General features: G+C 61.9%; 25 protein-coding genes and 1 pseudogene. 13 read left to right on the top strand and 13 right to left on the bottom strand.

From position 1 onward, the window contains the following. The first annotated feature begins 172 nt into the window (after window positions 1–172). The 3 genes from REH34_RS25930 (at window position 173) to REH34_RS25920 (ending at window position 2702) form a co-directional block, all read left to right on the top strand. Complete coding sequence (locus REH34_RS25930; RefSeq protein ID WP_226506220.1) at window positions 173–397, top strand: YgdI/YgdR family lipoprotein; 225 nt, start codon at window positions 173–175, stop codon at window positions 395–397. Window positions 398–676: 279 nt separating this feature from the next. Beyond that, entirely contained in the window at window positions 677–1870 is a 1194-nt protein-coding gene (locus tag REH34_RS25925) for an MFS transporter (RefSeq protein ID WP_311969685.1), read from the top strand. Between the two features lie 61 nt (window positions 1871–1931). Next, window positions 1932–2702 (top strand): SDR family NAD(P)-dependent oxidoreductase, encoded by a 771-nt coding sequence (locus REH34_RS25920; protein ID WP_311969684.1) that lies wholly within the window; start codon window positions 1932–1934, stop codon window positions 2700–2702. Window positions 2703–2752: 50 nt separating this feature from the next. Here REH34_RS25920 and REH34_RS25915 read toward each other — a convergent pair whose 3' ends face one another. From REH34_RS25915 to REH34_RS25900, 4 genes are all read right to left on the bottom strand, one after another. Beyond that, the gene (locus tag REH34_RS25915; RefSeq protein ID WP_226506217.1) at window positions 2753–3298 is read right to left on the bottom strand and encodes a hypothetical protein; all 546 of its coding nucleotides are present in this window, start codon (window positions 3296–3298) and stop codon (window positions 2753–2755) included. Beyond that, window positions 3295–3813, bottom strand: coding sequence for a hypothetical protein (locus tag REH34_RS25910; protein WP_311969683.1), 519 nt, complete (start codon window positions 3811–3813; stop codon window positions 3295–3297). Before REH34_RS25910 ends, REH34_RS25915 begins: the two co-directional genes overlap by 4 nt. Next, the gene (locus tag REH34_RS25905; RefSeq protein WP_226506215.1) at window positions 3810–4445 is read right to left on the bottom strand and encodes a hypothetical protein; all 636 of its coding nucleotides are present in this window, start codon (window positions 4443–4445) and stop codon (window positions 3810–3812) included. Before REH34_RS25905 ends, REH34_RS25910 begins: the two co-directional genes overlap by 4 nt. Before the next feature lie 203 nt (window positions 4446–4648). Next, window positions 4649–4897 (bottom strand): hypothetical protein, encoded by a 249-nt coding sequence (locus REH34_RS25900; RefSeq protein WP_311969682.1) that lies wholly within the window; start codon window positions 4895–4897, stop codon window positions 4649–4651. A gap of 197 nt (window positions 4898–5094) precedes the next feature. Here REH34_RS25900 and REH34_RS25895 point away from each other — a divergent pair, with 197 nt between their 5' ends. Further along, a complete protein-coding gene (locus REH34_RS25895) occupies window positions 5095–7491 on the top strand; it encodes a DUF3772 domain-containing protein (RefSeq protein WP_311969681.1) in 2397 nt (798 codons plus the stop codon). Between the two features lie 147 nt (window positions 7492–7638). Here REH34_RS25895 and REH34_RS25890 read toward each other — a convergent pair whose 3' ends face one another. The 3 genes from REH34_RS25890 to REH34_RS25880 are packed head-to-tail and all read right to left on the bottom strand — an operon-like array spanning window position 7639 to window position 10904. Beyond that, window positions 7639–9132, bottom strand: a complete 1494-nt coding sequence (locus REH34_RS25890; protein ID WP_311969680.1) for an FGGY-family carbohydrate kinase — start codon at window positions 9130–9132, stop codon at window positions 7639–7641. 10 nt (window positions 9133–9142) lie between these two features. After that, window positions 9143–10078 carry a transketolase family protein gene (locus tag REH34_RS25885; protein WP_226506211.1) on the bottom strand — a complete coding sequence of 312 codons (936 nt, stop codon included), beginning with the start codon at window positions 10076–10078 and terminating at the stop codon, window positions 9143–9145. After that, window positions 10071–10904 (bottom strand): transketolase, encoded by an 834-nt coding sequence (locus REH34_RS25880; RefSeq protein ID WP_311969679.1) that lies wholly within the window; start codon window positions 10902–10904, stop codon window positions 10071–10073. Before REH34_RS25880 ends, REH34_RS25885 begins: the two co-directional genes overlap by 8 nt. A gap of 346 nt (window positions 10905–11250) precedes the next feature. Between REH34_RS25880 and REH34_RS25875 the strand changes: the two genes are divergently transcribed. From REH34_RS25875 to REH34_RS25835, 9 genes and pseudogenes are all read left to right on the top strand, one after another. Further along, window positions 11251–12195 carry an ABC transporter permease gene (locus REH34_RS25875; protein ID WP_226506235.1) on the top strand — a complete coding sequence of 315 codons (945 nt, stop codon included), beginning with the start codon at window positions 11251–11253 and terminating at the stop codon, window positions 12193–12195. 49 nt (window positions 12196–12244) lie between these two features. Continuing rightward, window positions 12245–13174: a sugar ABC transporter substrate-binding protein gene (locus REH34_RS25870; protein WP_226506209.1), complete on the top strand. Its 930-nt coding sequence runs from the start codon at window positions 12245–12247 to the stop codon at window positions 13172–13174. A gap of 14 nt (window positions 13175–13188) precedes the next feature. Further along, entirely contained in the window at window positions 13189–14712 is a 1524-nt protein-coding gene (locus REH34_RS25865; protein ID WP_311969678.1) for a sugar ABC transporter ATP-binding protein, read from the top strand. A 38-nt stretch (window positions 14713–14750) separates the two neighbouring features. Then, window positions 14751–15515 (top strand): SDR family oxidoreductase, encoded by a 765-nt coding sequence (locus REH34_RS25860; protein ID WP_311969677.1) that lies wholly within the window; start codon window positions 14751–14753, stop codon window positions 15513–15515. 22 nt (window positions 15516–15537) lie between these two features. Further along, a complete protein-coding gene (locus REH34_RS25855; RefSeq protein WP_226506206.1) occupies window positions 15538–16338 on the top strand; it encodes an SDR family oxidoreductase in 801 nt (266 codons plus the stop codon). Window positions 16339–16401: 63 nt separating this feature from the next. Next, the gene (locus REH34_RS25850) at window positions 16402–17358 is read left to right on the top strand and encodes a sugar-binding transcriptional regulator (RefSeq protein ID WP_311969676.1); all 957 of its coding nucleotides are present in this window, start codon (window positions 16402–16404) and stop codon (window positions 17356–17358) included. A gap of 145 nt (window positions 17359–17503) precedes the next feature. After that, window positions 17504–18760 (top strand): M20/M25/M40 family metallo-hydrolase, encoded by a 1257-nt coding sequence (locus REH34_RS25845; protein ID WP_311969675.1) that lies wholly within the window; start codon window positions 17504–17506, stop codon window positions 18758–18760. A 121-nt stretch (window positions 18761–18881) separates the two neighbouring features. Then, window positions 18882–19150, top strand: a pseudogene (locus tag REH34_RS25840) (type II toxin-antitoxin system RelE/ParE family toxin); the annotation flags it as partial. A gap of 189 nt (window positions 19151–19339) precedes the next feature. Continuing rightward, window positions 19340–19741, top strand: coding sequence for a GFA family protein (locus REH34_RS25835; protein ID WP_311969674.1), 402 nt, complete (start codon window positions 19340–19342; stop codon window positions 19739–19741). 133 nt (window positions 19742–19874) lie between these two features. Here the strand turns inward: REH34_RS25835 and REH34_RS25830 are convergent, their stop codons facing one another. The 6 genes from REH34_RS25830 to REH34_RS25805 form a co-directional block, all read right to left on the bottom strand. Further along, the gene (locus tag REH34_RS25830) at window positions 19875–21197 is read right to left on the bottom strand and encodes an allantoin permease (RefSeq protein ID WP_311969672.1); all 1323 of its coding nucleotides are present in this window, start codon (window positions 21195–21197) and stop codon (window positions 19875–19877) included. A gap of 111 nt (window positions 21198–21308) precedes the next feature. Beyond that, window positions 21309–22283, bottom strand: a complete 975-nt coding sequence (locus REH34_RS25825) for a biotin-dependent carboxyltransferase family protein (protein ID WP_311969670.1) — start codon at window positions 22281–22283, stop codon at window positions 21309–21311. Beyond that, complete coding sequence (locus REH34_RS25820) at window positions 22280–23152, bottom strand: allophanate hydrolase subunit 1 (RefSeq protein ID WP_054598040.1); 873 nt, start codon at window positions 23150–23152, stop codon at window positions 22280–22282. Before REH34_RS25820 ends, REH34_RS25825 begins: the two co-directional genes overlap by 4 nt. Further along, window positions 23149–24522: an acetyl-CoA carboxylase biotin carboxylase subunit gene (locus tag REH34_RS25815; protein WP_311969668.1), complete on the bottom strand. Its 1374-nt coding sequence runs from the start codon at window positions 24520–24522 to the stop codon at window positions 23149–23151. Before REH34_RS25815 ends, REH34_RS25820 begins: the two co-directional genes overlap by 4 nt. Before the next feature lie 10 nt (window positions 24523–24532). Next, window positions 24533–24778, bottom strand: a complete 246-nt coding sequence (locus REH34_RS25810; RefSeq protein WP_311969666.1) for an acetyl-CoA carboxylase — start codon at window positions 24776–24778, stop codon at window positions 24533–24535. Between the two features lie 94 nt (window positions 24779–24872). Next, window positions 24873–25631, bottom strand: coding sequence for a 5-oxoprolinase subunit PxpA (locus tag REH34_RS25805; protein WP_150653489.1), 759 nt, complete (start codon window positions 25629–25631; stop codon window positions 24873–24875). Window positions 25632–25713 lie beyond the last annotated feature (82 nt).

Here is a 25713-nt window from a genome sequence, read left to right as displayed (position 1 = left end):
ACCGTCTGTCGCATAAATAGCAATATGCCATCACCCAGGGAGAACCAAAGATCAGCCGTTGTCGTAGATAGGGTTAGCGGGCCGCGATTACACGGAAACACTCGGTCAGTACACCTAATGATTAGGAGGCACCCGCTCAGCGCTATTTCTCCCCCACATTAAGGTACGACCCATGAAAATCGCAATGTTCTGTTCGGCAGCCATCCTCTCTCTCCTCGCTGGCTGCGCCTCCAACCCCGCCGGCTCTGTCGGCGCCGTGTTCCACACCGCTTCCGGGCAGCACATCACCGCCGCTACAGCACCTGAATACAAAAATGGCCGCTACCAGTTCGTCGACGCTGCGGGCACGAAGCAATCGCTCTACCTCTCGCAGGTGACGTCCGTTTCCCATCGCTGATTGCCGGTGACGATAGCCGATGCCGACAGCTGCTCGGCACCGGCATCGGCACGGCAGCAGGCCAGAAGCGAACCTGGCAAATGACCGCCCCCGTTGCGAACGTGCCGCCTGGCACGACAGGCAGCGTCGATGTAGTGCAGACAGAGCGTAACCCCAGCCGCCTCGGCCAGGCCGCGCAGCCAGAGACGACCTGCAATTTCCTCCCCCGCTACACGGTTGCCACCTTCGCCCCGTAATGCTACAACCCGCTGGCCCTCCTCCCCTCTGCCCGGCCCCTTGATGAAACCCATACGCGATTACGCAGGCTACGTCGTTGTCATAGCGCCGCTGATCAACAGCGTATCGGGCATCGCCATCGACCTGTTCGCGCCCAGCATGCCGGCCATCGCCGCGCAGATGCAGGTCAGCGACTCGGTCATGCAGAGCAGCATCTCCATCACGCTGGTGGCCTACGCGCTGGGTCAGCTGATTTTCGGGCTGATTGCCGACAGTCACGGCCGCCTGAACGCTTTGCTGCCGGGGATGGCGATGTTCGTGCTGGCCAGCCTGCTGGCGATGGTCGCCACCGATATCCAGACCTTTTTGCTGGCCAGGGCGCTGCAAGGCTTTGCCATCGGCGGTAGCCAGGTCGCCTCGCGGGCCATGCTGGTGGACACCGTCAAGGGCGAGCGATTCATGAACGCGGTGGTGTACATGAGCCTGGCATGGGGGTTGGGGCCGGTGCTGGCGCCCTTTATCGGTGGGCTGATCGAGCAGTACGCGAGCTGGCGCTGGAACTTCGCACTGTATGCGGCCTATAGCGGGGTGCTATTGATCGCAAGCCTGCGGTTGCGTGAGTCGCTGGCCTCCGAGCACCGGCGCAGCATGAAAAAGTCCGTCGCCGGCTACGGCCTGATTCTTGGCCACCGGGGTTTCCAATGCGCGGTGCTGGCCATGGGCAGCAGCCAGGCGATGTTTCTGGTCTGGAACATCGTCGGCCCGTTTCTGGTGCAACAAGATTTGCATCGCGGGCCAGGGTTCTTCGGGCTGACGGCGCTTGCGGCGGGCCTTGCCTATTTGCTGGGCACACTGACCAATCGCTGGCTCATGCGCGCCTGCAGTGTCGGCCGGCGCATGGTCGCAGGCCTGGCGATTTCCGCGACCGGTATCCTGCTGATGGCAGTGACGCCGCTGTCGTTGAATGTGCCCTTGATATTGTCCGGCATTCTGGTGGTCAACTACGGCCAAGGGCTGCTGTATTCCAACATCGTTGCGAAAACGCTCATGCTGTTTCCGGATCGCGCCGCCACCACCTCCAGCCTCATGGGGTGCACGATGATGCTCTGCGGCGCCGCCGGGGCGATGCTGACCGGTTACCTGGATTTCGACCGTAATCTCACTGCCTTGATGCTGTTTGGTGCACTGATGGCCGTGCAGATTTTGGGGGTGATCCCGCTGCGCCAGCCAGTGCCCGTCGCTGCGCCCCACACCTGAACCTGGTGGCCTGACCTGCTGTCGTATCACCACTCCCGTCATGCTGGCGTATAGGTACTCCATGAGTCTGCTCCCCGCACTGCACGACGACGCTCACGTTATGGTATGTGGGGCCAGTCAAGGTATCGGCTTGGCCCTCTGCGCGGCGCTGCTTGCTCGCGATGACGTCGCTCAGGTATGGGCCGTATCGCGCGCAGCCACTACCTCCGGAACGCTGGCAACGCTGGCTGATCAATATGGCCATCGTCTGAAGCGAGTCGACTGCGACGCACGCAGCGAACAATCGTTGCAAGCACTCGCCAGCGAAGTTATCGAATCATGCGAACATCTGCACCTGGTGATCAGTACGCTGGGCATCCTTCATCAGGACGGCGCCACAGCAGAAAAGGGCCTGGCGCAACTGACGCTGGCAGGCCTGCAGGCGAGTTTTGCGACCAACACCTTTGCCCCCGTGCTACTGCTTAAACACCTGCTCCCGTTACTGCGCAAACAGCCTTCAACCTTCGTGGCGCTCTCCGCGAGGGTGGGTTCTATCGGCGATAACCGGTTGGGCGGCTGGTACAGCTACCGGGCCAGCAAAGCGGCGCTCAACCAACTGCTGCATACCGCCAGTATCGAATTGAAGCGCCTCAACGCTGCGTCTACCGTGCTGGCGATACACCCGGGCACCACGGACACGAACTTGTCGCTGCCCTTTCAAGCGAACGTACCAGATGGCCAGCTCTTTGAACCGGCGTTCTCGGCAGATAGGATTATCGAATTGGTGAGTGCACATGGACCGTCCGATAGCGGAAGCTTCTGGGCCTGGGATGACCAGGCCATCGTCTGGTGAAGCATTCGGTCGCCGACATCAAGCTGAGCATTGATCTGTGCTGATCATCTTCAGCGAGTGGTAAAACCTCTAGCACCTGCCGCCTGCGCAGGTGCGAAAGGCACCACCCGATCTCGCTCCATGTCCCGCAGCAAATCCCCAAGCATCTCGCGCCGATTGACTGTGACACTTGACGGAACGTACCAGGCCATCACGCTCGACCCGTCACGGACGTAGGTGTAGTGCTTGAGCAGGTGACCATCTTTACGGATGTCGCCTGAAAGGCCGTCGTGGTAGTGATACGGCAACGGCAGCGTGAACAGCGTCAAAACCCCGAGGAAAACCTCCGCTATGTTGGCCGGCACATGGCTTTCGCTGATTTCCAGGCTATAGCCGTTGGGGTTGTAGCCGCCATCCAGAAACGAGAACGCTCCTGTGCCCTTGAGCGCGCTGACCAGTTGGGCCTGGTCGTCTTCCTGAATCCGAAGATACACAGGCGGTAACACCAGGTTCATGGGCACGTACTGTTCCTGAGCCTTGTAGTCGAGTGTGCCCAGATTGGTCTCGCAGCCACCTAACATCAGCACTAGGGGCGCAACGATCAGCAGGCGCTTCATTGGGTATACCCCACGCTCGGCAGCAGGTGGTCGCGCTGCACATCGGCGGCGAATGCCTGGCTGATGCGGTCCAGGTTCTGCCCTTGCATTTCGCTACCCTGGTCCAGCAACCAGGTGTATTTGCGCGTGACATTTCGGTAATGGTATTGCTTCAAGGCCACATCGTCGTGCATCAGGGTGTAGTCGATTTGCGTGTCATACGTCTGGGGTATGGGGATCAGAAACAAGGTGGCAACGGAGAGGAAAAGCAGCGGTGTGGAAATGTCACGAGTGCTGTCAAGGCGCGCGCGCACGCTGTAGCCGCCAGGCGCCGCCGCTCCCGCTTCCACGGTTCGGAACACACCGGTTTCACGCAAGCTGTTGCGCACATTGGCCGCATCGAGGGGCGAATCGACCATGACGTGGATAGGTGCCAGGTAGTCCTGGCCGTCGGGCGCAGGGCGCTCGGGCAAGGTATTGGTCACCGCGCAGCCAGCCAACAGGGTCGATCCCAGAGCAATCAGAATGTATTTCATGGCATTACCCGCGCGGCCGGAAGAATGTAAGGTCGGGCGTTGTCGAGGTTCAACGGCAGGGCTTGCAGGCTCGGCAGGCCCGGGACCTGGAGCTGGGCAATGGCTTGATCGCGGCGACGTTGGTCACGCCACAGGTAAGTGCAACCGGACGAGGCAACGCAGTAAGAACGAAATTCGCCCAGGTAGTACGCCTTGCCAGCTGCCAGGCGCAGCGGCAGGTTGAATTTTTCACGCGGTGCCTGCGACCGCGACAGCGTGCCTACCCCGGAGACAGACTCCAGTGTCGAGAACCGTGCGTCATAGAGTTCGTAATCGCCGGGCTTGAGTGCCAGCACGAAAACACTGGCGCTGCCGCTGTCCTTGACGTCCTGGGGCGTAAACCTGTCGAGCTGCCGGTGCCAGACCGCTGCCGCTCCATATTCGGAGCCGCGCTTGCGCAATAGCAGTTGCTGATCTTGCCAGGTAGCACTGGCAGCGTTGAGCGGGCCAATGGCACCCACGAGGTAGACCACCGGCTCACCGGGCTTGGGTTGCAACGGCTCGCTGACCACCGAAGCAGGTTGCGTGATGCACCCGCTCAACGTGGCGGCCAGTACAGAAAGTGCGCAAAGCGCCAAAGGACGGAACAACATGATAATTCCTGGCAGAGGGACAACGCGGCCAGGAATCAACACCAAGGGCTCCCTGCCACGGCTTGGACGGTGCAAGCGGGAAGCAGAGTAATTGCATAGATGGCATAGCGCCACTAACTTTACGTTCAGGTTTCAGATCGGCCGTCCCATGCACGACGAACGAGGCCAAGGGTGCGAGTCACACCAGACGAGCCGCCAAGTACTCACTCCGGATCGATCGGGCCTGTCATCGCCGTGAACTGGCTCTGCTTGTGCTGAACCTTGTCGAGCACTTCAGGCGGGGTCGACTCGCGGAACACCACCATGTGGCCGACTTCCTTGCCGCCCTCGGTCACCCGGTCGATCTCGTTGATCATCCACGTTGTCAGTTCATCGGCGGTAATGCCCAACTTTTCAGCCACGCGCTGGTGGAGGCGCTCGGCGTCGCGATGGTTGGAAGGGTCGTGGTTCATTGTGCTTGCTCCTTCAGGGGTGGTTAAGTTCAGTCCACACCGGGGCTCGACAGTTCAGTTGCGGTTCAATCCGCAACCCGGCAACTTAAAGGCGATGCAGGCGCGAGATATCCGCTTTGCTGTACCCTTGCGCACCAGGGTGCCACCGGATGGTCTCTTTACCCGCCATCGCGCTCAACGCCGAAGAGAGAATCAGCATGTTCAACCGTTTATCATCCGGGCTGCTCGCCCTGATGTTGCTCTGCATTACCCTGCCAGTCTGTGCTCAAGCTGCTAGCCCGGCGCCTGCGGCCAGCAGCGCTGCCAGTGTCAGCGACTCTGCGGACCAGGCCGAGGCACCGACCCTGGACGCGCTCAGCGATCAGCTGGATCAGATTCGCCAGAAAGTCACGGTCAGCGCCAATGACGACCTGCTCTCGACCCTACGCCAAGGCGCGCTGCAGGTGCAGAAGCAAGTCGATGATCTGTCTTCCCAGCAGGCCACGGAGCTGGAGCACCTGCAAGACCAGCTGAAGATCCTCGGCCCGGTACAGCCCGATGAAACTCCAGCGTTCAGCGCTCAGCGCAGAACCTTGACGGCGCAGCAGACCGCGCTGGTCAAGGACCAAACCCAGACCACCGCCCTCGGCCAGTCAGCCCGCGACCTGGCGACCCAGATCGTCAGTCTGCGGCGCAGCCTGTTCGACTCGCAGATCAGTACCCGTTCGGCCAGCCCGTTGAGCTCGGCGTTCTGGTCCAGCCTGATCCGCCCGACCGACGACGACCTGGGCCGCATCCAAGGGCTGATGGACGATGTCCGCGGCGTGTTCGCCACGGCGCTGGCGCCCGGCAAGCGGATGTTCTTCGGCACGGTGGTGATTGCTGCGCTCGTATTGTGGGTGGCGGGCCGGCGCTTGCTCGAGCGGTTGCTCATCTGGGCCATGATCCGCTGGCTGCCCGAAGGCCGCCTGCGCCGCAGCGCGCTGGCGCTGGCCGTGGGCCTGTCGACCATCGTCACCATTGCCGCGGCCACCTCCCTGTTGCGCTGGGGCATTACCAGCAACGCGGTGCTGAGCGCCGATGTCGTCAACCTGCTCGGCCAATTGCAGACGCTGGTGATCTTCTGCGCCTTCATCGTCGGCCTGGGCCGCGCGCTGTTGATGGTCGCGTACCCGTCGTGGCGCTTGCCGCACATCCCTGATCCGATCGCCGCCGCGCTGGGCTACTTCCCCACCGTGCTGGCACTGGCGCTGGTGATCATCGGCACTCAGGAGCGGATCAACAGCGTGATCGCCAGCACCTTGGCGCTCACGGTGGCGGTCAACGGCCTGACAGCGCTGGCCATCGCGCTGGTGTATATCTTCGGCCTGCTGCGCTATCGCCGCACCCGCCGCCGCCACGAGCTGGCGCGTCCCGCTGGCGTGACCGGATTGCTGCCTTTCATCGCGGCCGTATGGGTGGGATTCAGCCTGCTGGCGCTGTTGGGCGGCTACCTGACACTGGCCTACTTTCTGGCGGTCAAGCTGCTGTGGATGAGCGCCGTGGCAGCCACGGCCTATCTGCTGATCGCCTTCTTTGGCGACCTCTGTGAAACCCTGCTGTCGCCGAAGTTGCCGGGCGGCCTGGCACTGGGTTCGGTGCTGGGCTTGTCCGAGCGCCACCAGGCCCAGGCCAGCACGCTGCTGGCAGGTATCGGGCGCACGTTGCTGCTGGCCACCGCGCTATTGCTGGCGTTCCTGCCATCGGGTTCGAGCCCTGGCGAGTTGCTCGAAGGCTTGACCCAGGTCGGCCTCAGCGACAAACCGTTGGGCAACCTCAACATCCTGCCCGGCGACATCCTGCTGGCCCTGGTACTGCTGGCCGCCGGCCTGCTGAGCCTGCGCGTGCTCAAGGAATGGCTGGGCGAAAGCCTGCTGCCAGAAACCAACCTGGACGCCGGCATGCGCGCCTCGCTGGTGACGCTGGTGGGCTACGTGGGCATGGTGTTGCTGGCGGGCGTGGTGATGTCGACCTTGCATATCAGCCTCACCAACCTGACCTGGGTGGTCAGTGCGCTGTCGGTCGGGATAGGCTTTGGCCTGCAGGCGATCGTGCAGAACTTCATCTCCGGGCTGATCCTGCTCACCGAACGGCCGGTCAAGGTGGGCGACTGGGTCAGCCTGGCCGGGGTCGAAGGCGACATTCGCCGGATCAACGTGCGCGCCACCGAAATCCAGATGTCGGACCGCTCCACGGTGATCGTGCCCAACTCGCAGTTCATCACCCAGAACGTGCGCAACGTGACCATGGGCAACGCCCTCGGGGTCGTCGGCATCACCCTGACCCTGCCGCTCGACACCGATGTCATGCAGATCCGCGAGTTGCTGCTCAGCGCCTTTACCGAGCATGAAGCGGTGCTCGACACGCCAGCGCCCTCGGTCTCCTTCAAGGACCTGACTACCACCGGGCTGATCATCAGCGTGAGCGGCTACGTCAACAGCCCCCGCTCCGTTGGCGGTACTCGTAGCGACCTGCTGTTCACCGTGCTGGGCCGCTTGCGCGATGTCGGCGTGGCCCTGTCGACCCCGCAAAGCATGGTGCTGATCAGTGATGACCCGAACAAGACGGCGGTGTGACAGGGAATGGCGGGCGCCAAGGCCTGGACTTTGGCGCCAGTCGCAGGCGCTACTGCCGGTCGAATGGCAGCCTCGCGGCTTAGGCTTCCAGGGCGTTGAAACAGACCGCTTTCGGCCAGTTCGCCTCCGGGCGGCGGCGCGTAATCGCTACACCACCAACGCCCGCCGCAACGCCTGTTGCCACGCTTCGTACTGCCCTTGCAACGCCCGATGCGGGTTAGGCTCGAAGCGTTCGCGGGGGCGGTCCAGCGCCAGCAGCGCATCCTGATCAGTCCAAAGGCCCAAGGCCTTGCCCGCGAGGTGCGCAGCGCCTAACGCCGAAACTTCCGGTGAAAGGCTGCGGATGACCGGACGACTCAGCAGGTCAGCGAGAAACTGCATCAGCCAGCGGTTGCGCGTAGCACCGCCATCGACCCAGATCTCCCTGAGCGGCTCGCCGATATCATGTTCCATGGCCTCGAACACGTCCCGTATCTGGTAGCCGATCGACTCCAGTGAAGCGCGCACGATATGGGCTCGCGAACTGGCTTCGGTCAGGCCGCAGATCACTCCACGAGCATGCGCCTGCCAATGCGGCGCACCGAGCCCGGACAGCGCCGGGACAAAGTACACACCGCCGTTGTCAGGTAACGCGGCGGCCTGCTCGGTCAGCGCGTCCAACGACTCGGCGCCGGGTGCGTCACTGGCTAGCAGCTTTGCCGCCCACTGCACGGCCGCGCCGGTGTGGACGATATTGCCCTCCAAGGCAAAGGTGGGCGTGCTGCCATCGTGCCAAGCCAGCGTGGTCGACAGGCCGTGGGCTGAGGCCAGCGGCCCCGCCATGGGCGTCATCAATGACGAGCCGGTGCCCAGCGTGGCCTTGACCCGCCCGGGGACAAAACCGCCCTGCCCATACAGCGCGGCATGGGAGTCACCGATCATCGACAGCACGGCCAGCCCGGCTGGCAGCGTGCCCAACGCCACGGTCTCGGCAAAAAAACCCGCGCTCGGTAAAATTTTCGCCAGCGCCTGACGAGGGATGCCGAACAGCGCCAGCAACTCGTCGTCCCAATCACCGGTGTGCAGGTTGTAGAGCTGCGTACGCGCCGCGTTGGACGGGTCGGTGGCAAAGACTTGGCCGCCGCTCAATTTCCACAGCAGCCAGCTGTCCACGGTGCCCAGGCAGATCTCGCCTGCGGCGGCGCGGGCATGGCCATCGGGCAACTGGTCGAGCAGCCAGCGCATTTTGCCAGCCGAAAACATCGGGTCCAGGGTCAGGCCGGTCTTGGCGAGCACACCGGCTTCGTGGCCTTGCGCATGCAACTCGGTGCACAAGGGCAGCGAGCGTCGGCATTGCCAGCTGACGCAGGGGGCCAGGGCGGCGCCTGTATGCCGGCTCCAGGCCAATACCGATTCACGCTGATTGCTGATGGCCAGGGCATCGACGGGGCACGCCACCTGGGCCAGGCATTCCTCGATGCTGGCCAGGGTGCTGGTCCAGATCTCTTCTGGGTCCTGCTCGGAAAAACCCGGCTGCGGGTGGCTGAGTCCCAGGGGCCTGGAGGCCCGCGCGACCACTTGGCCATGCAGGTTGACCAGCACCGCCTTGGCGTTGCTGGTGCCTTCATCAATAGCCAGAATCAAGGGCGTGCGATCGCTCATTTCATGGCCCTCAGCACAACCGCAACGCGGCGGCAGCAATACCGGCGGCATCGATGCAATGCAAGGCCCGGGTGGCCTCGCGCCCCCCTGCGGCGGCGTACTCGCCGTCGGCGATACCCAAGCGAATCAGCGGCACGCCCAGCCCGGCCTCGGCCAGCACTTCAGCGACCACGCTGCCGACGCCGCCATTGATGTTGTGCTCTTCTACTGTCACCACCCCGCCCTTGCCGGTGAGCGCTTCAAGCAGTGCTTCCCGGTTCAGCGGCCGAATCGAGGACAGGTTGACGACCTGCGCGGCCACGCCCTTGTCGGCGAGCAGACCGGCGGCGTCGACAGCCTCATGCACCACCGAACCAAGGGCAACGATCGTCACGTCGGCGCCTTGGCGCAGCACGTCGACCTGACCCGCAACGAATCGGTAATCGCTGCTGTGCAACGACGGCAGCGGCTTGCCATCCAGGCGGATATACACCGGGCCCACATGGCGCAACGCGTAATCGGCAATTTGCCGGCATTCCAGGGGATCGGCCGGGGCAAAAATCTGCACGTTGCCAAAGCCGCGCATCACCGAAATATCGTCGATGCTGTGGTGGGTGCTGGCCAACGGGCCGTAGCTGGCACCGGCATTCAGGCCGAACATCTTGACGTTGGCCTGGTTGTAGCACACGTCTACCTTGATCTGTTCATTCGCGCGGGAAATCAGAAAGGGCGCGGCGTTGCAGGTAGCCGCCACCTTGCCGCCCAAGGCCAGACCGGCGGCCACGCCCACCAACGTCTGTTCGGCGATACCAACGTTGATCAGGCGCTCGGGGAAACGCTTGACGAAGGGGCTGATCTTGGCCGTCGAGGTGGAATCGCTGACCACGGGCACCAGGTCGATGCCGGCGTCCACGGCGGCGATAAAGGCATCGGTCATGATGGTTGCGAAATGCTCGGCTTCAGACATGGCTCAGTTCCTCCAGCGCAGCGGCGATTTCATCGCCTTTGGGCACCCGGTGGTGCCATTCGGGACGCGCTTCGATGAACGAAACACCCTTGCCCTTGACGGTATGAGCAATCAATACCTGCGGCGCACCACTGCGCCCCTGCATGGCCTCCAAGTGCTCGATCAACTGCGCCGGATCATTGCCGTCACACTCACTGACGGTGAACCCGAACGCCGCCCATTTCACGTCCAGCGGGTCGAGCGGCATGATATCGGCGGTCAAGCCCGCGAGTTGCAGTTTGTTTTTGTCGACGATCACGAAGAGATTGTCGAGCTTGTATTTGGCCGCACACATGGCCGCTTCCCAGTTGGAGCCTTCGGCCAACTCGCCATCCCCCGTCAACACATAGATGCGCCGTTGGCTGCCGGACATCTTAGCCGCCAGCGCAAGCCCCACAGCGACCGGCAAGCCGTGGCCCAGAGCACCGGTGTTGAGCTCGATGCCAGGGGTTTTCTGGCGGACCGGGTGGCCTGGCAGGTGTGAATTGAAGTGCTGGTAGGTCGCCAGCCAGTCAAGTGGGATGTAGCCCGCCTCCGCCAGGGTGCAATACAAACCGCCGACGCCGTGGCCTTTGCTCTGGATATAGATATCGCGCTCAGGGTCCTGGGTGCGTTCAGGCGCCACGTCGAGTATCCGAAAGTACAAGGTGGCGAGGATGTCCGCTTCCGAAAGGTCAGCACCGGTGTGACCACCGGCTGGGGAGTTGGCATTGAGGTGGATGATGTGCTGCCGGATCAACCGGGCTCTTTCGCGAATCTGCGTGGCGTCGTACCGGAAACCATTCATGAACTGTCCCTCGTGAGCTGCCTCGCGGGGGCGGCAGCAGGATCGCTTTATTGAATATTTATTCAGTTGTGCAAATATATTTAGGCCCTTTTTTTTCCGACGGTCAAGAGGTGGCTCGGATAATTAAATTGCTTGACAATCATCCACCGCAGGCCGAACCTGAATTGAAATTCAGCCACGCATATTTATTCAGTGCTGACAAAGCCGCAGGTTTTACTGTGCGGCGGGCATGTCAGAACCTGTACTCCAAAAAAAATAATCAGGAGAACACCCCGTGGACGGTAACGTTTCGGTTCCTAATTCCGGCACCTCTGAATCGGCCGGCAAACGCGCCAGCCGCTCACGTCTGGTCAAACTGCTTCCCAACAACATCGGCGGGCCGCTTATTGGCCTGGCATTGCTGGTGCTGGTCTTCTCCTTCAGTTCCGACTACTTCTTCTCGGTCCGCAACGGCCTCAACATCCTCGACCAAGTCACCGTGCTGGGCATTCTCGCCCTAGGCATGACAGCGGTGATCGTGATTGGCGGCATCGACCTGTCGGTCGGTTCGGTACTGGCGTTTTCGATGATGATGCTCGGTTGGCTATATCAGGACGTCGGCGTGCCGCTAGGCCTGGCCATCGTGCTGGCAATTGGCACCGGCATGCTGGCAGGGCTGGTGTCCGGGCTGATGATTTCCTATGCCCGCCTGCCCGCCTTCATCGCCACCCTGACGATGATGTCCGTGGCGCGCGGGCTGGCCAATATCCTCACCGAGGGCCGGCAGATTGTCGGGTTTCCGGACTGGTTCACCGCGTTGGCCACGGTGCGGCATTTCGGCTTTCTGTCCGCCACTGTTGGCCTGTTTCTGCTGCTCTCTGCCGGTGCCTGGGTGTACCTGCGCTACCGCGCCGGAGGGCGCAACCTCTATGCCATCGGCGGCAGCGCCGAGGTAGCGCGTCTGTCGGGCATCAAGGTGCGCAAGATTACGCTTTGGGTCTACGCCCTGAGCGGCGCCCTGGCCGGTATCGCTGCGGTGACCATGGCCGCGCGCCTCGACTCCTCGCAGCCCAGCGCGGGCCTGACCATGGAGCTGGACGCGATTGCTGCCGTGGTCATTGGCGGCGCCAGCCTGAGCGGTGGTGTGGGTGGCATCGGCGGCACCCTGGTCGGCGTATTGATTATCGGCGTGCTGCGCAACGGTCTGAATCTGCTAGGCGTTTCGCCATTCATTCAGCAAGTCGTGATCGGTGTGGTGATCGCCCTGGCCGTCACGCTCGACACCCTGCGCCGCCGTAACGATCGTGCATAGCACTCGCCCCATACCCGTAGCACCACAATAAAAACCAGGAGTCATTGCCATGTTCAAGACCCGTAAACTGCTGCTCGCCTGCGCTCTCTGTGCTGCCACCGTTGCCGCCGGCACCGCCCAGGCCAAGGACCTGACCATTGGCCTGGCGGTCGCCAACCTGCAGGCCGACTTTTTCAACCAGATCAAACAATCGGTAGAAGCCGAAGGCAAGGCCAAGGGGGTGAAAGTCATCACGGTCGATGCCCAGGGCAACTCCGCCACCCAGGTTAGCCAGATCGAAGACCTGATCACCCGCCAGATCGACGTGCTGATCTATATTCCGGCCGGCGCCACCGCCGCCGGTGTGCCGGTGAAAGCAGCCAAGGCGGCGGGTATCCCGGTGATCGCCGTCGATCGCAACGCGCCGGACGCACCGGGCGACACCTTTATCGCCAGCGACAGCGTGGCCGGCGCCAAGGCCCTGGCCGAATACGTGGGCAAGGTCACCCAAGGCAAAGGCCGCGTAGCCATTTTGCAAGGGCAGATCGGCACCACCCCGGAAAACGACCGCGCCAAGGGTTTTGATGAAGGCCTCAAAGCCTTTCCCGACCTCAAGGTGGTTGCCCAGCAGCCGGCCGAGTGGGCTCAGGACAAAGGCTTCGCCGTGGCCCAGGACATGCTTCAACGCGACCCCAACATCACCGTGTTCTTCGGACGTGCCGATGCCATGGCATTGGGCGCCGCCCAGGCCGTCAAGGTCGGCAACCTCGACCACCCGGTGACCATTGTCGGTTTCGACGGTGACGCTGCTGCGCTCAAGGCCGTTGCCAGTGGCGTGCTGCAAGCCACCATGACCCAGCAGACCCAAGCCATGGGTCGCCTGGCGGTGAGTTCGGCCATTGACTTCAAGGCCGGCAAGCCCGTACCCAAAGAGCAATTGCTGCCCGCCGTGCTGACCACCAAGGACAACGTCGAGCCCTTCATCAAACAGCACCCTTGAGCCGGACGGTGACCATGCACGCCCTCACAGCAGACGTTACTGAATCATCGACGACCGGCGAAGCCGCCCTGTGCCTGCGCAATATCGGCAAAAACTACGCTGGCGTGCAGGTGCTGGCGGGGATCGACGCCGACATCCGCCCCGGCGAAGTCCTGGCCCTGCTGGGTGAGAACGGCGCCGGCAAGTCGACCTTGTCATCGATCATCGCCGGCGTAGTGCAGCCCGATGCGGGCGGCAGCATGACCTGGCTCGGACAGCCCTATGCCCCAGCCACTCCTGGGGCCGCACTGGATGCCGGGATCGGCCTCATTCATCAGGAGATTCGCCTGCTGCCCGAGCTATCGATCGCCGAAAATATGTTCGTTGGCCGACTGCCCATGCGCAACGGGCGGGTCGACCGCGAATACATCGAGGCGCAAGCCGACAAGCAACTGCAACGCCTTGGCCTGAATGTGCCGGCGTCGCGCAAGGTCGCCGGGCTGAGCGTCGCCGCCCAGCAACTGGTGGAGATCGCCAAGGCCCTGACTCTCAAGGCGCGCCTGCTGATTCTCGACGAACCCACCGCAGCGCTCGGTGGCGAGGAGACCGAGTTGCTGTTCAAGCAGGTCGAGCGGCTCAAGGCTGAAGGCGTTTCGTTCATCTACATCAGCCATCGCCTGGAAGAAATCGCCCGCATCGCCGACCGCGTGCTGGTGTTGCGCGACGGCCGGCAGATTTCCGTGCATGCCACGGCCCAGTTGCCAGTGCGCCAGTTGGTCGAGGAAATGGTGGGGCGCAGCCTGGAGCGGATTTTCCCGAAGATGACCGAGCCGTCCGCGCGGGTAGTGCTGCAGATCAAGGACCTGACCTGCCGTGAATTCGCCCTGCACGGTATCGAGTTCAGCGTGCGAGCCGGCGAAGTGTTCGGCATCGCCGGGGTGGTCGGCGCCGGGCGTACCGAGCTGGTACGGGCCATTGCCGGAGCAGCCCAGAACATCCAGGGCCACCTGCAGCTCGAAGGCCAGGACCGGCATTTTGCCAACCCTTATGAGGCGATCCAGGCCGGCGTGGTGCTGGTGCCCGAGGATCGTAAACAGCAAGGCGTGATCGTCAGCCACCGCATCGAAGACAACCTCGCCTATGGCAACACCGATCTGATCGAGGGCAAGGGCTGGGTGATGCCGGCCAGCCTGCGCGATTTCGCCCTCAAGGCCGTTGCCCGGCTAGGCGTCAAGGGCCAACCTGAACAGGCGGTGTCGAACCTTTCGGGCGGTAACCAGCAGAAGGTCGTCATCGCCAAGTGGCTGGCGCGCAACCCCAAGGTATTCATTCTCGATGAGCCGACCCGCGGCATCGACGTCGGCGCCCGCGCAGCCATCTACGAGGTGATCGCACAGCTGGCGGCCACCGGCATGGCGGTGATCGTGGTCAGCTCCGACCTCGACGAAGTACTCGGCCTGTCGCATCGGGTGATGGTCATGAGTCGCGGCCGGCAGATGGGCATTCTTGAGCGCGGGCAGGCCACGCCGGTGACCGTCATGGAGCTGGCCACGGCCTGAGCCCTCCCCCTACAAAACCAAAAAATAACGGAGCCTGTATGCAAATTTTTCGACTCGATGGGCAAACCGCATTCGTCACGGGTGCCGGTAGCGGCATTGGCCAGGCCATTGCCGTGGGCCTGGCCCAGGCGGGCGCCGACGTGGCGTGCTTCGACCTGCCCGGCAGTGCCGGCATTGGCCAGACCGTAGAACGTATCCAGGCGCTGGGCCGTCGTGCCTTGGCCTTGAGCGGCACCGTCACCGACAAGGCCAGTCTGGAAACCGCCGTGGCCAGCTGTGAAAGCCAACTGGGCGAGCTGAGCGTCGCGGTCAACTGCGCAGGCATCGCCAATGCCCAAGCCGCCGAAGAGCTGACGCTGCAGCGCTGGCAGAGCATGCTCGACGTCAACCTGACGGGCGTCTTCCTCAGTTGCCAAGCACAGGCGGCGGTGATGCTGCCGCGCGGCAAAGGCGCCATCGTCAACATTGCCTCGATGTCCGGCAGCATCGTCAACCGCGGGCTGCTGCAGGCCCACTACAACACGTCCAAGGCCGGGGTCATCCATCTCAGCAAAAGCCTGGCCATGGAGTGGGCCGACCAGGGCCTGCGTGTCAACTGCATCAGCCCGGGCTACACCGCTACGCCCATGAACTCGCGCCCGGAAGTCGCCGAGCAGGTAAAAATCTTCGAGCAAACCACGCCGATGGGACGCATGGCCGCCGTCGAGGAGATCGTCGGCCCGGCGATCTTTCTGGCCAGTCAGGCCGCGTCCTTCTGCACCGGCGTCGACCTGATCGTCGACGGTGGCTTCGTCTGCTGGTAAGCCCACCTCAGGAGTGCATGACATGTCGCAACGATTCACTGGCAAGACCATCGTCATCACCGGCGCCTGCCGCGGCATCGGTGCCGGCATCGCCGAGCGCTTCGCCCGGGAAGGGGCGAATCTGGTCATGGCGTCCAACGACTTGGCTCGTGTGACCGCCACGGCCGAGCAGATCGCCGGCAGGCATGGCGCACAGATTTTGGCGCTGGGCGTCGACGTCACCGATGAAGCACAGGTGGTGCAGATGTACGCTGCCGCATTCGAGCGCTTCGCCAGCATCGACGTGTCGGTGCAGAACGCGGGCATCATCACCATCGACCACTTCGACAGCATGCCCCGCAGCGACTTCGACAAGGTGCTGCAGGTCAACACCACCGCCGTCTGGCTTTGCTGCCGAGAAGCTGCCAAGTACATGGTCAAACAGGGCAGCGGCCGGCTGATCAACACCTCCTCCGGCCAGGGCCGCCAGGGCTTTGTCTACACCCCGCATTATGCGGCGAGCAAGATGGGCGTGATCGGCATCACCCAGAGCCTGTCGCTGGAACTCGCGCGCCATGGCATCACCGTCAACGCCTTCTGCCCAGGCATCATCGAAAGCGAGATGTGGGAGTACAACGACCGTGTATGGGGGCAGATCCTCAGCACCGAGCACAAGCAATACGCCAAAGGCGAGCTGATGGCTGAATGGGTCGGCAATATCCCCATGCGCCGCGCCGGCAAACCCGAAGACGTGGCAGGCTTGGTGGCGTTCCTGGCGAGCGACGACGCCGCCTACCTGACTGGCCAGGCGATCAATATCGACGGCGGCTTGATCATGTCCTGATTTGTTATGATGCAGGCGGTAGTGAACTGATTGTTACTGTACAAGCCCGTCATCGAGAGAGTCATGAGCCAGATCGAAGAACTGCGTCTGATTACCAAAATTGCCAGCCTCTATTACGAGGAAGGCTTGAAGCAGTCGCAGATCTCGGCACAGCTCGACCTCTCGCAGTCCTTCATCAGCCGCGCCTTGCAACGCGCGCTGCAGGACGGCGTGGTGAAGATTACCGTGATGCGCCCCCAGGGGCTGCATCTGGAACTTGAACGCGAACTGCAGCAACGCTACGGCGTGCGCCGGGTGATCGTGGTCGAAGCGACAGTGCCTGACGACGAAGAAAGCATCAAGCAGGCGATTGGCTCGGCCGCCGCTCATTATCTGGAAACCACCTTGAACGCCGATGACAGCATCGGTATTTCATCCTGGAGTTCCACGATTCGTGCCATGGTCGGGCACCTGCACAGCCTGCCGGGCCGCCAGGCCGCCCGCGAAGTGGTGCAACTGCTAGGCGGGGTCGGCAACAAGGGTGCCTTCGAAGCCACCCTGCTGACCCAGCGCCTGGCCACGCTGCTCAACTGCCCCGCCTACTTGCTGCCCTCGCAGAGTATCGAGCAGTCCGTGCAAAGCCGCGAACGCATCATGCAGATGGACGAAGTGCGCGAAGTCATCGAGCGCTTCGACAGCGTCACCCTGGCCATTGTCGGCGTCGGTGAACTGGAGCCGTCGCAACTGCTACGCAACAGCGGCAACTACTACACCGAGGAAATGTTGCGGGTGCTCGCCGAGCGCGGCGCGGTGGGAGACATCTGCCTGCGCTACTTCGACGCCAACGGCAAGCCCGTGCTCGGCGAAGACGAGGAGTTCGTCGTGTCAATGGCATTGCCCAAGCTGCACAGCGTGCCACGCGTGCTGGCCTTGGCGGGCGGGAGCCGCAAGGTTCAGGCAATTCGTGGCGCGCTCAAGGGCGGCTTCGTGGATGTGCTGGTGACGGATTTGAATACGGCGCAGGGGTTGCGGGAGGAGTAGGCAAACGAGCCCGCATTACTGGCGCTACACCACATTCTCAGTGGACGCAATCTTACGGTTAAAGCCGCAACTTCAAGCCACGGCGCATCTGCGTTTGGAATCGCCGAGATCTTTTGATAAATCCGTCACACTCAAGGAACGACCCATGCCGTTAATGCTTTCGCGCTCTGCCATTGCCTGTGCTTTGGCGCTTGCTGTCACTTTTGGTGGCGGCTCCCTCGCTCAGGCGGCGACGCCCGACAAACTGGTTCAGGCTGGCGCCGAGCAAGCCAAGGAGCCTGCGCTGAAGCTGTTGGAGCAATTGGTCAATATCGATTCCGGCTCCGGTTACGAGCCGGGGCTGAGCAAGGTGAGCGCCATGGTCGTCGATGAATTGAAAAAGCTCGGAGCGACCATTGAGACCTTCCCCAATACGCCCCCTGACAAAAGCAACCATGTGATCGCCACGCTCAAGGGCACGGGCAAAGCGAAGATCTTGCTCATGGCGCACATGGACACGGTGTTCAAGGAAGGCTCGGCCGCCGCCCGGCCTTTCCACATCAAGGATGGACGCGCTTATGGTCCCGGGGTGATGGACGACAAGGGCGGCATTGTCGCCGGGATTTACGCGCTGCAGATTCTGAAAAACCTGAAGTTTACCGACTACGCGCAGATCACCTTCCTGCTGGACGCCAGCGAGGAAACCGGTTCGGACGCTGCGACCGACCTGATCAAGAAAACCGCCAGGCAGCACGATGTGACGCTGAACCTGGAGCCGGGTCGCCCCGCTGACGGCCTGGTTGTCTGGCGTAAAGGCAGTGCGACAGCAGTGGTCGACGTGAAGGGCAAGGCGTCCCATGCGGGCGTTGCACCGGAGCTGGGCCGTAACGCGGCGATGGAAGCGGCACACCAGATTCTGCAACTAGGGAAACTGGGCGATGCCGAGAAGAAGACCACCATCAACTTTACTGTGATCAATGCCGGTGACCGCACCAATGTCATCCCTGATCGAGCCAGCGCCAAGGCCGATGTGCGCGTAGCCGTGCCGGAAGAGTTCGACCGGATCGAAAAGGATCTCGCGCGAGTATCGGCTGACAAACTGATCCCGGAAACCGAAGTGTCGACCCAGCTGATTCGTGGCCTGCCACCCATGCCGCAAACCGCCGAAACCGACAAGTTGGTGGCTGTCGCTCAAGGCATCTACGGCGAACTGGGCCGTACGCTGACCCTCGAAGGCAGCGGCGGCGCAGCCGATGCAAGCCTGGCCGCCAGTGTTGGCGTGCCGACGCTGGACGGTTTTGGCATCGTCGGCGGCAACATCCATACCCCCGAAGAATACGCCGAAGTCGAAAGCGTCTCGCCACGGATTTACCTGCTGACGCGCATGATCATGGAGCTTTCTAAAGGCACAGCTAAACAGTGAGTGCGCGGTGGCTGCGTCCTCTTCCAAAGTCGACGCCGCCCAAGCGTTCGCGCGACAGGCGCGCATCGGACAGGTGTGGCCACTAGGCCACTTTTGACGCATGACCGAAAACGATAAACCCATGTACGCAATCGATACCACGCCAGAATTACTGGTTGGCTGGGCGGGATCAAAAACGTCCAAGGAAAATCAGCCGTAACCGTCAGGATGTTGCAGGCACAAAACGGAAACTTTGGTGATACAGAGCCCGTCGGCAACGGTCTGAGTGAAGTGCGTGCTTTCGTGGGTCCTGGCTACCGGGTGCATCACGTCCGATCAGGCCAGACAAGCTGTCTGATGCTTTACGGTAGCAATAAGACGGATCAAAAACGGGACATCAAACACGCCAAAGGAGCCACGTTAATGATGTTGCGAGACAAATTGGGTGGCTGCATAGACTGTGGATGCCTATCCCTGGCTGCTTGCCCGCTTCGAAAAGATTGCTGATCTGATAGTCGATCGCACTCGGTCAAAGGCGGTCTTTCTGCGGATTGAGTTCGGGGCGGTTACACTAGTTGTTTTGACCGCATGGAGAAACAAATGCCAGGGGCATATCAAGGAAGCTGCCTTTGCGCAGAGGTCGGTTATGAGTTGCTCGTCCCTCCCAAAGCAGTAAGCCATTGTCATTGCAGCCAGTGCCGCAAGGCTCACGGAGCAGCGTTTGCATCGTATGGCAGCGTTCCGCGTAGCGCGCTAAGAATTCTTCGCGGCGCCAACAACCTCAAGACCTATGCATCCTCGCAGACGGTGTTGCGCGAGTTCTGTGCAGAGTGCGGTTCGACCCTGTTCTGGTCACGTTGTGAGGGTGAATTTGCCGACTGGATTTCGGTAGCGCTAGGCACGCTTGATACGCCATTCCAGCCCCACAAACAAAAGCACGTCCACGTCGATTCCGCAGCCCTCTGGGACAAGTCATCTGGCTGTCGCTCAAAATCTGACTGACCGCTTTGGGTTGTAGATTCAACCGGTGGACGCAACGCTCTAAAGGTAACCCATCAGCGAATTCGTAATGAGCCTCCATTGCCCGCTCTACCTTGTTAGAGCAGGCGGGTACGGGATGAGTGATTGCAAAACTCTAGTCTGCCAACCGTAACCGCAACCGGCTTCGATGGGATAAGCCTGCTTGCAAGGCAAATGCAACTATCACGGTAGATGGTGCGGAAAAGCTGCTCAGGCCGCCGCCGGAAAACATCAACACAAGACCCCATGCGGTGGCGCCAAACCAGGCCGTCAAGCCCACCGGGTTAAACGCGACCGCCCGTTCGAGCGCTGCCACGTCACTGCGTCCGTAGACAATCTGCGCTAACGCCACACCCACCCAGGCCACCACGAAAATCCCCTGATAGGCCAGCGCCTTGAGGATGTAGGCAAACACGTCCGCGAGCATCAAGCCGTAGACGATCACCCCCACCGCCACTGCCCACATCAGGTAAGAACCGCGAAGGCCAAATCGACCAAAGAATGCCTGCATGTTCAGGGTCGCCAAGTAGTAGTTGGCAGTATTGATCCTGGTTTGCGTTGCCCAGACAAAAAGCAAACCCCACAGGCCCATCAACTGCAAAACCGCCATCACCACCGAGACTTCGTTCAGCGCCCCTTCGTGGGGAATGCTGCTGACCAGGTAAATGCCCGCCGCGCCGTTGAGCAGAAATGTCACCGCGTAGAACGGCATGCCGAAGTTCCAGCGACCGTGATACTCGGCGTCTTCAGGTTTGCCGAAACGCGCATAGTCGAAGGTGAACAGCATCAACACCCAGACGCCCATGTAGGCGACAAAACAATCCCACCAGCCGAATGCACTGGGCGTTGCCGGGCCGAAATCCAGCCATTGCGGCTGGTAGCCGTAACGGCTGATCGATAGCCCCACCGCCACCAGCAAACCACCGAGGTACACGGGCAGCAACACGCCGTTGAGCTTGTCCAGCCAGTGCTGCACGCTGCCCAGGATCATCGGCACGCTGTAGAGCACCACCGCCAATGCCGCCAGCGGATAGACCAGTTCCGGGTACAGGTGATTGAGTGCGACGGCGATCACCGAACCTTCGAACACCGCGTAATAGATCGCGGTCGAGAAGAAAATCAACGTCGCCAGGCACGCCCCGGTGCTGCCGAACAATAGCCGTGAAAACAACGCCACCGACAAGCCGCTGCGAATCGCAAAACGGCTGAGCACGCTGTTGACCAGTCCATAACTGATCACCGACAGGACCATGCCGATCAGCGCATTGCGCGCACCGAACGACAACGCCAATGAAGCACCCACCACGATGTAAAACATCGCGCTGCACACCGCCCACCAAGCCATGGTCAGGGACAGACGGCCCATGCGCGCTTCGGTGGAGACAGGATGATGCGCCGGGTCTTCCCCGGTTTGACTCGATTGCGATAAAGCAGCCATATGCGTGAACTCCAAAGCCAGTCAAAGGTTGAAGCGCGGGCAGCCGTCACCGCGCCGAAGCGCGGCGTTGGCGTACCGTTTGGCATGGCCCGCGCTAGGCGGCGGGCAGAATCAGGAAGGAAACAGCTTGCTCAGGCAGCTGAGTTTTTTCTTATGGGAACGTCGCGCTTCCAGCGCCCCTTCGAGGGTTACCGCGACAAAGCGGGCCTTCTGGTTGGGTTGCATTTGGCCGATCAAATCGAGGTCAGCGCTGATCACCGTGCCAATCATCGCGTAGCCGCCACCGGACACCGCATCACGGTGCAGCACGATGGGTTCGAGCCCGGCGGGCACCTGGATCGAGCCGATCGGGTAGCAACTGTCGACGATGTTCGACGGATCGGAACCGGCGCCGAACGGCTGCTCCCGCGGCTGAAAGCTCAGCGCGCTGCCGCCCTTGAAGCGATAGCCGATGCGGTCGGCTTCCGAACCCACCGTCCACGGCTCGGCGAAAAAGCTCTTCGCAGCCGATTCAGTCAAGCGGTGGTAGTACAAACCGGGCACCACCCGCAGGGTGATTTCGCCACCCAATGATTGCCGTAACACCATGGGCAAACTGGCCCCGGCGCGGCTCTTGCCACTGGCGATGCCCACCGGCAATTCGTCGCCTGCAACCAGGCTTCGCCCCTTGAAACCGCCGAGCGCGCCCAGCGCATAGGTGGCGCGACTGCCGAGCACCATCGGCACATCAATACCGCCGGCCACCGCGATATAAGCGCGGGCACCAGCCTTGGGAAAGTCAAAGCGCAGCACTTGCCCGGCCTTCACAGTGAACGCGGTGTCATGGTGCATTTCCACGCCATCGACCCGTGGCGTCATGTGCGCGCCGCTGACCGCCACCAATGCATCCTGCTGAAACTCCAACTCAGGCCCGAGCAGCGTGCATTCCAGCGCCGCCAGACCTGCCGGGTTGCCGACCAATTGATTGGCCGCGCTCAAGGCGTATTGATCAAGCGCGCCGGACGGCGGAATGCCCAAGTGGTAATACCCTTCGCGGCCCAGGTCTTGTACCGAAGTGGCGAGGCCGGGTTTGAGGACCTTGATCATGCCAACACCTCCTGCAACGACTTGGGATAGCCAACGGGATCGGCGAGGAACGCGTCCAGTGAAAACTCCACCGGCCGAATCCGCAGATCAAAGCAACCGGCTTCCACTTCGGCCACCGCTCGGTCATAGGCTTCACGGTCCATCGGTTTGAACTGCACGATGTCGCCTGGACGGAAAAACACCATGTGTTCTTTCAGGTACGCGAGGTTCTGTTGCGGGTCGTAGATCGGCGCGGGCGTGACACCAAACATCTGATAACCGCCGGCGCCGCGCACTGAGTAGATGCAACCAAAGCAACCGCCGTGACCAAGGGTCAATTTCGGTGTGTCGGTGCGCGGGCGCAGGTACTTGGGCACCTGCAACTGACGCTCGCGCTCGACCATCTGGAACATGAATGGCAACCCGGCAACGAAGCCGACCATCGAGACAAACCACGGCGCACCACTGTGGGCCGCGATGAATGCATCGACGTCGGCCAGACCGTTGATTCGTGCGGCGTATTCCAGGTCCGTGGCGCTCGGGTCTTGATGGCGATCGCGAAAACGCATCAGGGTTTCGTGGGTCCAAGGGTCGTTGTAAAGCACGGGAATCTCGATGATGCGCGTGTGCAACGTGCGCTCGGCGACGGCCCCGGCCTCGGCGATTTTTACCGCTTCGAGCAAGGTGTGAGGGGCGATGCGATCCGGGTCGAAACGAATCTGGAATGACGCGTTAGCCAGGCAGATATCGAGCACGCCATCCAGCGCCAGGCGTTCCACGGCGCGGGTGACGGCCAGACCTTTGAAGAAAGCGTCCAGGGACATGCTGTCGCTGACTTCGGCAAACAAATGCTCGTCGGCGCCAAAGCTGTAGCGGATAGGAGTACTCATGCATCACCTGCGTTGCAGCGCTCGGCCAGCCAGGTTTCCAGGGTGCCGGTGTGAAAGTCGGCGCTGTGCAGCCACGGTTGTTCCAGCAGTTCACCGTGCAAGGCCAAAGTGCTGGCCATGCCGGTAAGCGTGGTCCGCCTTACCGCAACCCGAGCACGGGCCAAGGCTTCGGCGCGATCCGCGCCGTGAACAATCAGCTTCGCCAGCAGCGAGTCATAGTACGGCGGCACGCGGTAGCCTTGATACAGATGTGTGTCGACGCGGATGCCCTCGCCCTGCGGCCAGGTCAGTTCCTCGACCACGCCTGGGCTGGGGAAGAAATCCCGCGCCGGGTCTTCGGCGTTCAGGCGCATTTGCAGGGCGGCGCCGTTGAGTCGGATGTCGCTTTGCTTGAAACCCAGCGGCTCGCCGCGAGCGATGCGCAACATGGCCTGGACCAGGTCGATGCCCGTGATCAGTTCGCTGACCGGGTGCTCCACCTGAATCCGCGTGTTCATCTCGATAAAGAAGAACTCACCGGTGGCATCGTCATACAGGTATTCCAGGGTGCCGGCGCCCTTGTAGCCCAGGGATTCGGTCAGGCGAACGGCGCTGGCGCACAGCGTTTCCCGTTGCTGCCGGCTGAGGACTGGCGACGGCGCTTCTTCGAAGATTTTCTGCCGGCGCCGTTGCAGCGAACACTCGCGTTCAAACAAATGCACGGCGTGCTGACCGTCGCCCAGCACCTGCACTTCAATATGCCGGGCCCGGCTGATAAATCGCTCCAGGTACACCGCTCCATTGCCAAACGCCGCTTGGGCTTCGCGCTGGGAACGGGGGAATTCTTCGCTCAGTTGCTCGGCGTTTTCCGCCAGCCGAATACCGCGCCCGCCGCCACCGGCCGAAGCTTTGATCAACAGCGGGAAGCCAACGGATTCGGCAGCCTTGAGCGCCGATTCAACGTCGAACAGTTCACCCGGCGAACCCGGCACCACCGGCACGCCAGCGGCTTGCGCCGTGCGCCGCGCCTCGGCTTTATCGCCCATGCGCCGGATCGTCTCCGCGCTCGGGCCGACGAAAATGGCGCCGGCAGCCACTACTGCTTCGGCGAAATCGGCGTTCTCCGACAGAAAGCCGTAACCGGGATGGACTGCGTTGGCGCCCGTGGTTTTCAACGCGCCGAGCAAGGCCTCGATGTTCAGGTAACTTTTGTCGGCACGGGCCGGGCCGAGAATGTGCACCACATCGGCCATGCGCGCAGCCTGGGAATCAACGTCCGCCTCACTGCACGCAGCAACGGTGGGTATCCCCAATTCTTTGGCGGCGCGGATAATCCGTACGGCGATCTCGCCACGGTTCGCGATCAGTAATTTATGAATGGCTTGCGTCATGATCGCACCCTCACTCGTCGTCGAGGGTTGCGACGACTTGACCCGGTTCCACCGGATCACCGTCTTCTACCAGAAAGGCACTGAGGCGACCGGCCGTCCCGGCGGACAGTTCGGAGAACTGCTTCATAACCTCGATCAGACCAATCACCGTGTCGGCGCTGACCTGCGCACCAACCTCGACGAAGTTCGTCGATTCCGGGGTGGCTTTGCGATAGAAGGTTCCCGGCAACGGGGTGATAACAGTGTGTTCGGCCATGTCTGTTCCTCTTGGAATAGTTGTAGAAAGGCAGGCAAAAAATGAATCAGAGTGCAAACCCTGGCATCTGTGTGCCAAGTGTTTTCGATTGGTCTCAGCGCGGTGCTCGTACCTCTATGCCCGCGCCATCAAGTGCCTTGCGCGTGGCTTCGACCAACGCCAGGGCGCCCGGTGTGTCGCTGTGCAAGCAGATGGAATCGAACTCAATCGCCAGGTCTTCGCCCTCGACGGTGCGCACCACGCCTTGTTGGCAAGCACGCAGCACTCGCTCGGCGACGTGGGCCGGGTCGTAAGCCCGCACGTTGCGGGTGAAGACGATGGAGCCGCTGAGGTCGTATTCGCGGTCGGCGTAGAACTCGCGGATCACCGGTTGGCCGAGTTCCGTGGCAACCCGCCAGATCACAGAATCGGGCATGCAATACAGCAGCAACTCCGGTTCCAGACGTTGGAGGTTCTCCACCAGCAAGCGGGCGGCCTCTTCGTCTCGGGCCAGGTGCATGTAGAGCGCGCCGTGGGGTTTGATGTGTTGCAGGGCCACGCCTTGGACCCGGGCGAGTTCACGCAAGGCGCCCAACTGATAGAGCATATCGTCGACCAGTTCCTGGGCCGGCGCATTGATGTGCCGACGGCCAAAACCAACCAAGTCGCGAAACCCCGGATGCGCGCCGATGGCCACGCCCAGGCGCTTGGCCTGCTCGACGGTACGACGCATGGTGCTGGGGTCGCCGGCATGAAATCCGGTGGCGATGTTGGCCGAACTGATGAAGCCCATCAGCTCATTGTCGACGCCATCGCCGATGGTCCAAGGGCCAAAGCCTTCGCCCATGTCAGAGTTGAAATCTACTGCCTGCATCACGCTTGCTCCCGACGCTTGTGACTTCATGCAGGTCAAGTTAGATTCCTGTTAACCCCTTGGGAAGATCTATTATCAGATG

The sequence above is a fragment of the Pseudomonas baltica genome, from assembly GCF_031880315.1.
Lineage (GTDB): Bacteria > Pseudomonadota > Gammaproteobacteria > Pseudomonadales > Pseudomonadaceae > Aquipseudomonas.
This window is presented reverse-complemented; position numbering and strand designations above follow the sequence as displayed.